The following is a 12,598-nucleotide window of genomic DNA, read 5'->3' on the forward strand; positions in this document are numbered from 1 at the left end:
GTCGAGACGAAAGACCTATTATAAAATCCGCTTCTCGATTTCATCTTTCCGGCGTTTCCTTTCGTGACTCCCCGACTTTTCGCCCTGATTCCCTGTGCCGGCACGGGCAGCCGTTCCGGCTCGGCCGTGCCGAAGCAATATCGCACGCTGGCCGGCCGCGCGCTCCTGCATTACACGCTCGCCGCGTTCGACGCGTGCAGCGAATTCGCGCAGACGCTCGTCGTCCTCGCGCCCGACGATTCCCATTTCGACGCGCGCCGCTTCGCGGGCCTGCGCTTCGCGGTGCGCCGCTGCGGCGGCGGCTCGCGGCAGGCGTCGGTGCTGAACGGGCTGCTCGGGCTGGCCGAATTCGGTGCGACCGATCACGACTGGGTGCTCGTGCACGACGCCGCGCGCCCGGGCATCACGCCGGAGCTGATCCGCACGCTCGTCGCGACGCTGAAGGACGACCCGGTCGGCGGCATCGTCGCGCTGCCGGTGGCCGATACGCTCAAGCGCGTGCCGGCCGGCGGCGACGCGATCGTGCGCACCGAGTCGCGCGACTCGCTGTGGCAGGCGCAGACGCCGCAGATGTTCCGCATCGGCATGCTGCGCGACGCGATCCTGCGCGCGCAGCGCGAAGGGCACGACCTGACCGACGAAGCGAGCGCGATCGAATGGGCGGGCCACACGCCGCGCGTCGTGCAGGGCAGCCTGCGCAACTTCAAGGTCACGTATCCGGAAGATTTCGCGCTCGCGGAAGCGATTCTCGCGCGCTCCGCGAACGCTTCCTGACTTTCACCCCATCTCAATCGGAACACGCATGGATTTCAGAATCGGACAAGGCTACGACGTGCACCAGCTCGTCCCGGGGCGCCCGCTCATCATCGGCGGCGTGACGATTCCGTACGAGCGCGGCCTGCTCGGCCACTCGGACGCGGACGTGCTGCTGCACGCGATCACCGACGCGCTGTTCGGCGCGGCGGCGCTCGGCGACATCGGCCGCCATTTCTCCGACACCGACGCGGCGTTCAAGGGCGCGGACAGCCGCGTGCTGCTGCGCGAATGCGTTGCCCGCGTGAAGGCGGCCGGCTTCGCGATCCAGAACGTCGACAGCACCGTGATCGCGCAGGCGCCGAAGCTCGCGCCGCATATCGACGGGATGCGCGCGAACATCGCGGCCGATCTCGGGCTGCCGCTCGACCGCGTGAACGTGAAGGCGAAGACCAACGAGAAGCTCGGTTATCTCGGCCGCGGCGAGGGCATCGAGGCGCAGGCCGCCGCGCTGCTGGTCAGGCAGGGCGGCTGACGCCCGGTTGTGGCGGCGCGCGGCTCGTTCCGCGCGCGGTGGTGCTGCGGAAATGAAAATGCCACGCTGATGCGTGGCCATTTTCGTTTGGGGCGACCGCCACCCCGGCACGGTTGCCGGTCGCGCGGCGAAACCGCTCATGCAGCCGTTTACTCGCCTTCGGCGGCGATCACCTGCGCGGCGGCGTTGATCACCGACGCGATGCGGCCGACGTCGCGCAACTGCGTGACGGTCATCCCTTGCTCGTTCTTCAGCAGCGCATAGTGCGACTTCACGCAGAAGTGGCACTTGCCGACGATCGACGCGGCGAGCGCGTACATCTCGAACTTGCGCTTGTCGACGCCGCCGTGCGTCGCGTACGCGCCCATCCGCAGCTCGGCGCGCTGCGTCTTCAGGTCGGCGTCGTCGGCCATCTCGACATACGGATACCAGGTGTTGTTCATCCCCATCAGCGCGGCTGCCGTCAGCACGGCGTTCGTCTCTTCGGGCGACAGTACGCCGGCTTCGCGGATCGTCTTCACGAGCACCGTGCTCTTCGCCGCGATCGCCGCCGCCAGCGCGACGCCGACCGCATCGGTGCCTTCGAGCGACGAGCGCGAGATCGTGCCGTCGAGGTTCAGGCGAATGTCCTTCGCGTAGTCGGGAATACGTGCCTTAATCGAGTCGATGAATTCCATTGATATCTCCTATGGGTTGGCCGTTAAAAAAGCCCGCAGGCAGGACGTGCGCCGCGGGCTTCGTGCATCGATGCGCTTACAGCGTTGCGCCGCCGACTGCACGGTTGCACGGGCACAGTTCGTCCGTTTGCAGGCCGTCCAGAATGCGCAGGACTTCTGCCGGGCTGCGGCCGACGTTCAGGTTGTTCACCGAAACGTGCTGGATCGTGTTGTCCGGATCGACGATGAACGTTGCACGCAGGGCCACGCCGGCTTCCTTGTCGCGCACGCCGAGCTGGTCGATCAGCTCGCCCTTGACGTCGCCGAACGAGTAGTGGTTCAGCTTGTCCAGGTCCTTGTGCTCACGGCGCCATGCGAGTTTGACGAATTCGTTGTCCGAGCTGCCGCCGAGCAGGATGGCGTCGCGCTCTTCGAACTGCTTCGTGAGCTTCGCGAACTCGACGATTTCCGTCGGGCACACGAACGTGAAATCCTTCGGATAGAAGTAGATGATCTTCCACTTGCCCGGGAACGACGCTTCGGTGACGGTCTCGAACGCCGACTGGCCGTTTTCCTCGTGATTGTTGAAGCCCGGCTTCGCGGCTACGACGGTGAAAGCTTCGAGTTTATCGCCCACGGTTTTCATGCGGATACTCCTGTATGAGTTGGGAAGAAGGCTGAGTCAAGCTACCTCGGTGCTGCAACGATGGTGTGACAGCATGCGGCAAACTATAACACTATTAATAATATGCTTCAATAGATTTTAACTAACGATTTTCATAGTTTTTTTCAACCGGATCGATAGTGTGGGGCGCGAGAAGCGTGCGCGAGCGCGTCACGCGGTCGTACGCGCCTTGCCGGCGCCGGGGAATTCGAGCGTGACTTCGAGGCCCGCTTCGGGGTTGCGGTTGCGCAGTCGCAGCGCGCCGCGATAGCGGCCGACGAGCCGCAGCACGATCGCCATCCCGAGGCCCGTGCCGTCCGCCTTGGTGCGCGCGGTGTCGACGCGATAGAACGGCCGCATCACGAGCGGCAGCTGATCTTCGGGGATGCCGGGGCCTTCGTCGCTCACCGACAGCTCGACGCGCGCGTGCGATATGCGCGTCTCGAGCGTGATGCGCGAGATGCCGTCCTGCTTGCTCTGGCCGTACTTGCGCGCGTTCTCGACGAGATTGCCGATCACGCGGCGCATGTCGGTCTCGTCGGCTTCGATGACCGCGCTCGGCGCGAGCCGCGTGCGGATCTCGACGCCGTCCTCGCTCGCTATGCGCGCGGCAACTTCCTGCGCGATCGACGACAGGTCGACGGGCTCGGGCTTGCGCTGCGACGGGCGTGCGTAGTCGATGAAGGCGGCGATGATGCGGTCCATCTGCTCGATGTCGTCGACCATCGCGTCCTTGGTTGCCTGGTCGGACGGGCTCATCTCGGTTTCGAGGCGCAGCCGCGCGAGCGGCGTGCGCAGGTCGTGCGAGATGCCCGCGAGCATCAGCGCGCGGTCGGCCTCGAGCTGTTCGAGGTCGCGCACCATCTGGTTGAAGCTGCGATTGGTGTCGGCCGCGACGCCCATCCCGCGCTCGGGCAGCGGTTCGGGCGCCTGGCCCGAGCCGACCTGGCGCGCGGCGAGCGCGAGCCGCGAGAACGGCCGGTTCACGAGGCTCGTGATGAACGCGGAGCCGAACAGCGACAGCGCGAGCGCGAACAGCCCCCAGCCGGCCCACTGCAGGCCCGTGACGTTGTCGAGCTGGTCGCGATCGAGCGCGACCCAGTAATCGTCGTCGTCGATCTTGAAGCTGATCCACACGCCGGGAATGTCGTTGACCGACTGCGCGATCACGGTATCGTCGCCGAGGCGGCTGCGGATGTCGTGCTCGATCAGGCGATTCAGCGATTCGTCGGGCTGCAGCTTGAACTTGTCGGTTTTCTCGCGCGGGTAAACGCGCACGCCCTCGTTGCTCTCGAGATCCTGCAGCAGCGCACGCCGCAGATCGGGATCGGAATAGAGCAGGGCGGTTCGCGTGAGCTTCACGACCGCGACGAGCTGCAGCGCGACGCGCTGCGCACGCGGCTCGCGCTCGATCACGCGAAAGCTCTGAAACCACGCGGCGAGACTGACCGAGATCAGCAGCGCGATCAGCAGGAAGGTGCGCCAGAACAGCCCGCCGAACGCGAGCTGCAGGAGGCGCCGGTCAATACGCATGGGACGGGCCGTGGGCGGGCGAAACCGGAAAAGAAAAAATCAGGCGGCGCCGTCCGGAATGAACACGTAACCGAGGCCCCAGACGGTCTGGATGAAACGCGGGCTGCCCGGATCCGGTTCGATCAGCTTGCGCAGGCGCGAGATCTGCACGTCGAGGCTGCGGTCGAACACTTCGTATTCGCGGCCGCGCGCGAGCTCCATCAGCTTCTCGCGCGACAGCGGCTGGCGCGGATGGCGCGCGAACACCTTCAGCACCGAGAACTCGCCGGTCGTCAGCGGAATTTCCTGGCCGGACTTCGTCAGCGTGCGCGTCGCGAGGTTCAGCGAGAACTCGCCGAACTCGAACACCTCGGTGGTTTCGGACGGTGCGCCCGGCAGTTCGGCCGGCGCCTGGCGGCGCAGCACCGCGTGAATGCGCGCGACGAGTTCGCGCGGGTTGAACGGCTTCGGCAGGTAATCGTCGGCGCCCATCTCGAGGCCGACGATGCGATCGACGTCCTCGCCCTTCGCGGTGAGCATGATGATCGGCGTGCGGTCGTTGCTGCCGCGCAGGCGGCGGCAGATCGACAGGCCGTCCTCGCCCGGCAGCATCAGGTCGAGCACGAGCAGGTCGAAGCGCTCGCGTACCCAGAGCTTGTTCATCGCGGTCGCGTTTTCCGCGACATATACGTTGAAACCCTGCTCGCCGAGATAGCGGCGCAGCAGATCGCGCAGGCGTGGGTCGTCGTCGACGACGAGAATCTTGGAGGGGTTTTTCGTTTCCATGATCGGCATCTTATCGCGAATGGGAATTGGCGCACGGCCGCGAATTTTCGCGCGTTACAGTCGGTTACAAAATTTACCCGTAGTGTCGCGCGGAGTAAAGGCAGGCTATAGAGATTCCTTTACTCGAAGCCGAAGTTCGGTAGATACTCCCCTGCATTCCATCTTTCATCTTTGCACACCCGAATTCCGCAGGGTTTTTCAAGTACCAGAGGTAGCCGGTTGCCGCGTGACGAAGGGAACAAATCGACCAAAGAAGCGAGGACGGTCATGCGATCTGCCCGGATTGCACTGATGCTGACGATCGCGCTTGCCGGTCCGTATGCGTCGAACTTCGCGTATGCGCAGCGCCCCGAGCAGGGGGCGCCGTCGCGCAAGCTGCCGCGCGGCAAAACGCAGCAGCCCGATCGTGCCGCCGAGACGACGGTCCGTTCCGCCGTGCCTCCCGATCTCGAGCAGCGCCGCCGCGACGGGCACATGACGCCCGAGGAGCGCCACCTTTTGCGCCAGCACATCGAAGACGCCGTCCGCGAGCTGTACAAGCGCTGACGCGTGCCGTCCTCGACCTGCGCGGAACACGCCGCGCCGAAAAAATTCGTAGCACTTTTTCCGTCAACTTTCGCCTGCCGATTGCCGTTGTACCGGCATCCGCACCGCCGGTGCGTTCCGGGAGTCCATGACGATGAAAGCGAACGCTGCCGCACCGGCGCCGTCGCCGGCGATGCAGTCGGCGCTCGACGCCGACGATGCGCTGTTTTTCCTGAGCCGCACCGGTTTCTCTCCCGCGCCCGCCGAGGTCGCGCGCATCGTCGGCATGACGCGCGCGCAGGTCGTGGCCGACACGCTCGGCAACGTTCGCCGCGAACCCGTCACGGCGTGGCCCGACTGGATCGCCGAGCTGCCGCCGACGCGCGCGCAGCGCCAGGCGCTGACTCCCGACATGCGGCGCGACGAGCAGCGCGAGCGCGATCGCCGCTACGAGGCGTTGCGCGCGGCGTGGGTCAACGAGATGGTCGTGACGCCGTCGCCGCTGACCGAGCGCATGACGCTGTTCTGGCACGGGCACTTCACGTCGGGGCAGGACAAGGTGCCTTATCCGCAAACGATGGCCGCGCAGAACGCGCTCTTTCGCCGCGAGGCGCTCGGCAACTTCGGCACGCTGCTGCACGCGGTCGCGAAGGACCCGGCGATGCTGCAGTATCTCGACGGCGCGAGCAATCGCAAGGGGCGCCCGAACGAGAATTTCGCGCGCGAGGTGATGGAGCTGTTCACGCTCGGCGAAGGGCATTACACGCAGTACGACGTGACCGAAGCCGCGCGTGCGATGACGGGCTGGACGATCGATCCCGATACGCTGCGCTTCGAGGTGCGGCCAGAATGGCACGACGCGGGCGACAAGACGATTCTCGGCGAGACGGGGCCGTTCGACGGCGACGGCTTTGTCGACATCCTGCTGAAGCGGCCCGGCACCGCGCGCTTCGTCGTCGGCAAGCTGTGGCGCGAGTTCGTGTCCGATACGCCCGACGCGGGCGTGCTCGATCTCGTGGCCGAGCGGTTTCGCTCGAGCGGCTTCGATATTCGCGCGGCGCTCGCCGCGCTGTGGTCGACCGACGCGTTCTGGGATCCACGCAACCGCGGTGTGCTCGTCAAGTCGCCGGCCGAGTTCGTCGTCGGGTCGGTGCGGCTGTTCGACGTCGCGTACGGCGATCCGCAGATGCTCGCGAACACCGTGCGCACGCTCGGGCAGAACCTGTTCTATCCGCCGAACGTGAAGGGCTGGCCGGGCGGCGCGCTGTGGATCAACAGCGCGACGCTGCTCGCGCGTAAGCAGTTCGTCGAGCAACTGTTCCGCGCGACGGAGACGGCCGGCATGCGGCCGCCGACGCATCCGATGGCGCCGCCGCCGAACGCGCGTGCGCAAGCGATGCCGGTGGCCGACACGGCGTCCGCTGCGGGCATGCGCGGCGCGCCGGCCAAGCCCGCGCGCGGCGGCCTGCGTTTCGATCTCGAACGCTGGCTTGCGCAATATCGTGCGCGGCCGCAGGCGATCGCGGGATTGTCGACCGAGCTTCAGCTTCAGCACGCGGTGCTGCCGGTGTCGCCGGTCGCGGCGATCGACACGGATTCGACCGGCAGCGCGTATCTCGAAGCGCTGCTGATGGATCCGGCCTATCAACTGAAATGATGCAAACGAAGACGAATCGGAGCGCCGGTGCGGCAAAGGTGCCGGGCGGCGAACCAAAGGATGTGCGATGAACCGACGTGATTTTCTGACGCTGACGGGCGCCGCTGCCGCGGCGGGCGTGTCGATGTGGCAGTCGCCCGCGCTGGCGGCCTCGGTGGCGCCGGCCGGCAGGCAACCGGCGGCCGGGTATGCGAACGTGCTGATCCTCGTCGAGCTGAAGGGCGGCAACGACGGCCTCAACACGGTGGTGCCGTATGCGGACCCGCTGTACTACCAGTTCCGGCGCGGCATCGGCATCAAGCGCGAGCAGGTGCTGCAACTTGACGCGCACACCGGGCTGCACCCGTCGCTCGCGCCGCTGATGCCGCTGTGGCGTGACGGGCAGGTCGCGGTCGTGCAGGGCGTCGGTTATCCGCAGCCGAATCTGTCGCATTTCCGCTCGATCGAGATCTGGGATACCGCGTCGCGTTCGGACCAGTACCTGCACGAAGGCTGGCTCACGCGCACGTTCGCGCAGGCGCCGGTGCCGCCCGGTTTCGCGGCGGACGGCGTCGTGCTCGGCAGCGCCGAGATGGGGCCGCTCGCGAACGGCGCGCGCGCGATCGCGCTCGTCAATCCCGCGCAGTTCATCCGTGCGGCCCGGCTCGCCGAACCGTCGTCGCTGCGCGAGCAGAACCCGGCGCTTGCGCACATCATCGACGTCGAGAACGACATCGTGAAGGCAGCCGACCGGCTGCGCCCGCGCGGCGGGATGCGTGAATTCAGGACGGCGTTTCCGGCCGGCGCGTTCGGCACGTCGGTCAAGACCGCGATGCAGGTGCTGGCCGCATGCGAAGCGTCCGGGCCCGGTGCGCAGGATGGCGTCGCGGTGCTGCGCCTGACGCTCAACGGCTTCGACACGCACCAGAACCAGCCGGGGCAGCAGGCCGCGCTGCTCAAGCAGTTCGCGGAAGGAATGAGCGCGATGCGCGGCGCGCTGATCGAACTCGGGCGCTGGAACCAGACGCTCGTGATGACGTATGCGGAATTCGGGCGGCGCGTGCGCGAGAACCAGAGCAACGGCACCGATCACGGCACGGCCGCGCCGCATTTCGTGATGGGCGGCCGCGTGGCGGGCGGCCTGTACGGCGCGCCGCCGGCGCTCGGGCGGCTCGACGGCAACGGCAACCTGCCGGTCGCGGTCGATTTCCGCCAGCTCTACGCGACGGTGCTTGGCCCGTGGTGGGGGCTTGATGCGACGCGCGTGCTGCAGCAGCGATTCGACACGCTGCCGTTGTTGAAGGCGTAATGCGTCAGGTTCAGCGCCGGCGTGCGGCGCGCCACGCGATCCACAGCTTGCGGATCGGCGTCAGCGCGATGCGCTGGTGCAGCACCTGGTAGCCGTCGCGCTCGATTTCGTCGAGCAGCGAGCCGGCCAATGCGATCTGCGCGCGCAGCGTGCGCTGAGTGCGGCGTTCGGGGGCGGGGATTGCTGCATCGGCCGCCGCGAGCGCTTCGCGCGCACGCGCCGTCTGGAATTGCAGCAACTCGGTGAAGGCAGGGCTGTAGCGGCGGTTCAGCAGATCGGCCGCGGTCACGTTGTAGCGCTGCAGTTCGTCGATCGGCAGGTAGATGCGGCCGTGGCGCGCGTCGTTGCCGAGTTCCTGCACGAATTGCGCGAGCATCAGCGCGTGGCCGGCGTCCGCGGCCCACGGCTGCGGGTCGGCCGGGTTCGCGGCGCTGGCGCGCGCGACCAGCGACGCGAAGGTGCCGCCGACCTGCGCGATGTAGCGCTGCAGGTTCGCGAAATCGAGGTAGCGCGCCTGTTCGAGGTCCATCCCGTAACCGTTGACGAGCGTGCGCAACGCGTCGGCCTCGGCGGCGATCGCCGGATGATGCCGCGCGATCGCCTTCGTGACGGGGTGCGACGGCTGAGCGTCGGCCAGTGCCGCGAGTTCCTTGTGCCACCACGCGAGCTTCGTGTGGCCGACGGTCGGGTCGCTGGTTTCCTTGACGGTCTCCTCGAGTTCGCGGCGCAGCGCGAAGAGGGCCGTGAGGCGCGGCTGGACGGCGAACGGCGCCTGTCGCAACGCGTAGTAGACACTGGAGCCGGCGGGCGCGGCTTTCTGCTGACAGTAGTCGTCGAAATTCACGTGCGGAATCGGGTCGGGGGCGGTATCGGGGGACGTGCGGTTGCGCACCGCCGGAAGCATCAAGCGCGGCATTCTAGCACCGGCGCGTGAACCTCGCCGGTCGATGCAGACAATGCCGTGCGGATCGGGTAATATCTCGCGTTCGCCTGATCGGGCGCGCCGGTTTTGCATGTCGGCGCGATGGCCCGGGGCCGGTGCGCAACGCGCTGGCAGGTGATAGAGACACGCGTGAGTGGCGAAATTGGTAGACGCACCAGGTTTAGGTCCTGACGCCCGCAAGGGTGTGCCGGTTCGAGTCCGGCCTCACGCACCACACGCCATTCCGCCCCGCACCGGAACATGCAAAAAAATCCGCGACAGCCGATGCTTCGCGGATTTTTTCATTTTCACTCCCTGAACGGCGCGTCCGCATTGAACGTTTTCATGAAGCGAAACACCAATGCGGCGCGTGACCGCACTCCCAGCTTCGCGTAGATCGTCTTCAGGTACGAGCGCACGGTGAACTCGCTGATATGCAGGCGATCGGCAATCTGTTTGGTCAGGAAACCCATGCAGACCAACTGGACCACCTGCATTTCACGGCTGCTCAACAGCCTGCCGATGTCGATGCCGGACGGGTTGTCGCCGAGCGGCGCGGCATCCCGGCGGCGGCGTGCTTCGGCCACCAGCACATAGCGGTGCCCCTCGAATTCGAAGCGGACGATTTCACCTTCCGCACCGGCCGAGCGCGCGCCGTTCGTCTCGTCGATATCGCAATCGACTGGCCCCGCGCCGTCGGCGAGCAGCACACGGCACTTGCGTCCCGCGAGCTCGACTTCGCCGATCTCCCGGCCGACGAACGGCCGTTGCGCCCCGGCTGCCGGCCGATCGATCCAGAGCCTGCTCGCGTCGGGCAGCCGCTCGTCATCGGGTTGAGATACCGGCACGGAATGGCTCCCCCACGTTGTTGGCCGGGCCCGCCGCCACATGACTCTGCGCAACCCGTGAAGCACTGCATTCGTCACCCGATCTGCCGTGTCGGCGCGTCCTCGCGACAGGCGCGGCGCAGTCTCCGGAATTCGCGGTCCTGAGCAACGGGCAAGCGGAAACGATCCGTGGTCGGTCGCGCGCTACCCGTTCGGCCTTCCATCGCTGGAGCGCTCGACCGCGCGACGGTTTTCGCTGTTGCGATGCACCTGTCCGCCGCGGCTGCGACTTTTCCGTTGTGGCACAACGTCAGATGAAATGCAAGGCCGGCATCGCGCCACAAACGCACTACCCCAAATGGGTCAAGCCGGTGAATGGCGAGCGTTCGTATGTGCTTCTTCGGCGTCGCCTTAATACGGTTGTCCGTGCGAGTCAGCGCGACGAGGCGAATGCGAACGAATCGACTGCAACGGGCGATTTGCGAACGCAGGCGTTCCACTAGAGTGGGGTCAACGTGTCGGTCGACCGTGCGCCGGCTGCACTGCACGCCCGGTTTCCTGCTGTCCCGAATCGATCGCGGAGAAATGCAATGGATGAGCCCTTCGATGGCGACGTGGCGGACGAAGCCGGCACGACCGACGAGACGGATGCATTCGAGCGTTTCGACGAGCAGAGCGCCGACGAATCATTCGGCGACGAGTCATTCGACGACGAATCGTTCGACGAAAGCAGCGACTTCGCCGTCGATGCGCAAGAGAGCGATGCGGGCGAGGACCTGGCCGACGACGTGCATGGCGTCGACGACATGGCGCTTTGGAACGCATTCGAAGAAGAGCTGGCCGACGGACTCGACGCGGCGGACGACGATGAATTCATCGGACGATTGCTGGGCGGCATGGGGCGTGCGGCCGGCGTGGTCGGCCGCGGGCTGGGCAGGGCGGCAGGCGTCGCAGGGCAGGTCGGCGCGCTCGCCCGGCGTACAGACGACGTCGCGGGCCGGATCGGCAGCGTCGCGGACGCCGTCTCGCCGGCGGCTGTTGCCCTGGCAAGGCTGGCGCGCGTCGCAGGGGCGCCGGCCGCGGCCGACATGCTCGGCCGTGCCGGGTACGTCGCGCGACGTGTCGGCCGCGCCGCGCGTCAGACCCGACGTGCGGCCGGCTCGCTCGGCCAGGCGGCGGGCGGGGCTCAGGGCCTGTTCGGGCAGATCAGCCAGTTGCTGAGCCGGAGCGCCGGCGCGGACGAAGCCTTCGATGCGCTGGCGGACCTCTACGTCGAAGACGGCGTCGACGAAGCCTTGCCCCCGATGGTCGGCCTGGCGGCTCGCACCGCCATACGCGGGCTGGGTTTTCGAAACGCCGCGCAACTGTCGGCCGCTGCGCGCCGCGCGCTGGTGCGAGGCGTCGCGGCCGCGGCGCGCGAGCTGGCGAGGTCGCGCTCGCCGCATGCAGTGCGCGCGTTGCCGCGCCTGACGCATGCCGCGGCCGCGGCGGCGCAACGTCAGCTGCCGACGCCGCAGCAAGCCGTGCGGCTCGTCCGCCGCGAGCTGCCGCGCGCCGCCCGGCAGCTCGCACAGAATCCGCGCCTGATCCGCAGCGCGGTCCAGCAGGGCGCCCCGCGCCCGCTCGTGTGTCCCGCGCACATGGGACACGGGTTGCGGAGCGCCCGCATCGGCCGGAGCCGAAGTTTCCATATCGACGGCCCGGTCACGCTGACGATCACCTCTCACTGACGCTTGGCGCTGAAAGGAGCACACCATGGACCGATTCGAAACGGATGCAATGGACGACCTGATGTACGAAGCCGCAGAAGGTCCGGCCCGCGCTTCGGCGCAAGCCTACGACGAGTTCGACGAAGACGGTTTCGACGAGGGCGACTATGGCGACGAGGGCGATGACGAATTCCTCAGCCGGGTGTTGGGCGGGATCGGCAATGTCGTCGCCGGTCTCGCGGGCGGCGGCGCCGGGTTCGACGAATACGACGAAGGCGACGGATTCGAGTTTGCCGACGAAGCGGACGAAGGCGACGAGTTCGACGCGGCCGGCGAATGGGATGGCGCCGACGAGCTCGACGCGATGGACGATCTCGTCGCCGACGCGCTCGACGCGGCCGACGGCGACGAATTCTTTCGCCGGCTGGCGCGCGTTGCGCGCAGCGTCGGGCGCGGCATCGGCAGCGCGGCGCGCGTGGTCGGACCGCTCGCCAGCATGATTCCGATTCCGCAGGCGCAGATGATCGGCCGCATCGCCAACGTCGCCGGCCGCCTGCTGGCCGACGGCGCCGACGAGTTCGAGGTGTTCGACGAGATGATCGACGGCCTCGACGAGGACGGCATCGACGCCGCGGCGCCCGTGCTGGCCGGCATGTTGGTGCGCCGGGCGCTGCCGGCCGTCGCGCGCGCCGCGCCGCAGGTCCGGCGCGCGGCGGTTCGCAGCGTCGCCCGGGCGGTTCGCACGGCAACGCGACGGCAAGGGC

The 12,598-nt window shown here is 67.4% G+C and carries 12 protein-coding genes, 1 tRNA gene and 1 pseudogene; 8 read left to right on the forward strand and 6 right to left on the reverse strand.

All coding sequences use genetic code 11. The annotated features are described in order from the left end of the window. Positions 1–63 precede the first annotated feature (63 nt). Together ispD and ispF are read left to right on the forward strand one after the other, a co-directional pair. On the forward strand, positions 64–774 hold the full coding sequence (gene ispD / locus AC3WLY_RS32280) for a 2-C-methyl-D-erythritol 4-phosphate cytidylyltransferase (protein ID WP_492308776.1): 711 nt from the start codon (positions 64–66) through the stop codon (positions 772–774). 28 nt (positions 775–802) lie between these two features. After that, positions 803–1,288 carry a 2-C-methyl-D-erythritol 2,4-cyclodiphosphate synthase gene (gene ispF, locus AC3WLY_RS32285; RefSeq protein WP_175955821.1) on the forward strand — a complete coding sequence of 162 codons (486 nt, stop codon included), beginning with the start codon at positions 803–805 and terminating at the stop codon, positions 1,286–1,288. A 149-nt stretch (positions 1,289–1,437) separates the two neighbouring features. On the opposite strand, the gene AC3WLY_RS32290 is transcribed toward ispF, so the two are convergent. From AC3WLY_RS32290 to ompR, 4 genes are all read right to left on the reverse strand, one after another. Further along, positions 1,438–1,965, reverse strand: a complete 528-nt coding sequence (locus AC3WLY_RS32290; protein WP_006478562.1) for a carboxymuconolactone decarboxylase family protein — start codon at positions 1,963–1,965, stop codon at positions 1,438–1,440. A gap of 76 nt (positions 1,966–2,041) precedes the next feature. After that, positions 2,042–2,590 carry a peroxiredoxin gene (locus AC3WLY_RS32295; RefSeq protein WP_096471153.1) on the reverse strand — a complete coding sequence of 183 codons (549 nt, stop codon included), beginning with the start codon at positions 2,588–2,590 and terminating at the stop codon, positions 2,042–2,044. 189 nt (positions 2,591–2,779) lie between these two features. After that, positions 2,780–4,141, reverse strand: a complete 1,362-nt coding sequence (locus AC3WLY_RS32300; protein WP_425132152.1) for an ATP-binding protein — start codon at positions 4,139–4,141, stop codon at positions 2,780–2,782. A 39-nt stretch (positions 4,142–4,180) separates the two neighbouring features. After that, positions 4,181–4,915, reverse strand: a complete 735-nt coding sequence (gene ompR, locus AC3WLY_RS32305; RefSeq protein ID WP_006478565.1) for an osmolarity response regulator transcription factor OmpR — start codon at positions 4,913–4,915, stop codon at positions 4,181–4,183. A 258-nt stretch (positions 4,916–5,173) separates the two neighbouring features. Here ompR and AC3WLY_RS32310 point away from each other — a divergent pair, with 258 nt between their 5' ends. The 3 genes from AC3WLY_RS32310 to AC3WLY_RS32320 all read left to right on the forward strand — a co-directional run bounded on the left by AC3WLY_RS32310 (position 5,174) and on the right by AC3WLY_RS32320 (position 8,376). Next, positions 5,174–5,452: a hypothetical protein gene (locus tag AC3WLY_RS32310; RefSeq protein ID WP_072437142.1), complete on the forward strand. Its 279-nt coding sequence runs from the start codon at positions 5,174–5,176 to the stop codon at positions 5,450–5,452. A 133-nt stretch (positions 5,453–5,585) separates the two neighbouring features. Further along, positions 5,586–7,088: a DUF1800 domain-containing protein gene (locus tag AC3WLY_RS32315; RefSeq protein ID WP_425132153.1), complete on the forward strand. Its 1,503-nt coding sequence runs from the start codon at positions 5,586–5,588 to the stop codon at positions 7,086–7,088. Positions 7,089–7,155: 67 nt separating this feature from the next. Beyond that, the gene (locus AC3WLY_RS32320) at positions 7,156–8,376 is read left to right on the forward strand and encodes a DUF1501 domain-containing protein (protein ID WP_310141142.1); all 1,221 of its coding nucleotides are present in this window, start codon (positions 7,156–7,158) and stop codon (positions 8,374–8,376) included. Between the two features lie 10 nt (positions 8,377–8,386). On the opposite strand, the gene hpnD is transcribed toward AC3WLY_RS32320, so the two are convergent. After that, positions 8,387–9,220 (reverse strand): presqualene diphosphate synthase HpnD, encoded by an 834-nt coding sequence (gene hpnD / locus AC3WLY_RS32325; RefSeq protein WP_175961295.1) that lies wholly within the window; start codon positions 9,218–9,220, stop codon positions 8,387–8,389. A 226-nt stretch (positions 9,221–9,446) separates the two neighbouring features. On the opposite strand from hpnD, the gene AC3WLY_RS32330 reads away from it, so the two are divergent. Beyond that, a tRNA-Leu gene (locus AC3WLY_RS32330) sits at positions 9,447–9,533 on the forward strand. A 73-nt stretch (positions 9,534–9,606) separates the two neighbouring features. Here AC3WLY_RS32330 and AC3WLY_RS32335 read toward each other — a convergent pair. Further along, entirely contained in the window at positions 9,607–10,224 is a 618-nt protein-coding gene (locus tag AC3WLY_RS32335; protein WP_425132154.1) for a helix-turn-helix transcriptional regulator, read from the reverse strand. A 491-nt stretch (positions 10,225–10,715) separates the two neighbouring features. Between AC3WLY_RS32335 and AC3WLY_RS32340 the strand changes: the two genes are divergently transcribed. Together AC3WLY_RS32340 and AC3WLY_RS32345 are read left to right on the forward strand one after the other, a co-directional pair. Next, complete coding sequence (locus tag AC3WLY_RS32340) at positions 10,716–11,855, forward strand: hypothetical protein (protein WP_492332748.1); 1,140 nt, start codon at positions 10,716–10,718, stop codon at positions 11,853–11,855. Positions 11,856–11,880: 25 nt separating this feature from the next. Beyond that, positions 11,881–12,598, forward strand: a pseudogene (locus AC3WLY_RS32345) (hypothetical protein); the annotation flags it as partial.

The organism is Burkholderia sp. FW306-1C-G01B (assembly GCF_058781685.1).

Bases quoted from the DNA above. Each gene is read 5' to 3' on its own strand.
- AC3WLY_RS32295 (WP_096471153.1), bottom strand. From the start codon at position 2,590: ATGAAAACCGTGGGCGATAAACTCGAAGCTTTCACCGTCGTAGCCGCG.
- ispF (WP_175955821.1), top strand. From the start codon at position 803: ATGGATTTCAGAATCGGACAAGGCTACGACGTGCACCAGCTCGTCCCG.
- AC3WLY_RS32315 (WP_425132153.1), top strand. From the start codon at position 5,586: ATGAAAGCGAACGCTGCCGCACCGGCGCCGTCGCCGGCGATGCAGTCG.
- AC3WLY_RS32290 (WP_006478562.1), bottom strand. From the start codon at position 1,965: ATGGAATTCATCGACTCGATTAAGGCACGTATTCCCGACTACGCGAAG.
- AC3WLY_RS32300 (WP_425132152.1), bottom strand. From the start codon at position 4,141: ATGCGTATTGACCGGCGCCTCCTGCAGCTCGCGTTCGGCGGGCTGTTC.
- ompR (WP_006478565.1), bottom strand. From the start codon at position 4,915: ATGCCGATCATGGAAACGAAAAACCCCTCCAAGATTCTCGTCGTCGAC.
- AC3WLY_RS32320 (WP_310141142.1), top strand. From the start codon at position 7,156: ATGAACCGACGTGATTTTCTGACGCTGACGGGCGCCGCTGCCGCGGCG.
- AC3WLY_RS32340 (WP_492332748.1), top strand. From the start codon at position 10,716: ATGGATGAGCCCTTCGATGGCGACGTGGCGGACGAAGCCGGCACGACC.
- AC3WLY_RS32310 (WP_072437142.1), top strand. From the start codon at position 5,174: ATGCGATCTGCCCGGATTGCACTGATGCTGACGATCGCGCTTGCCGGT.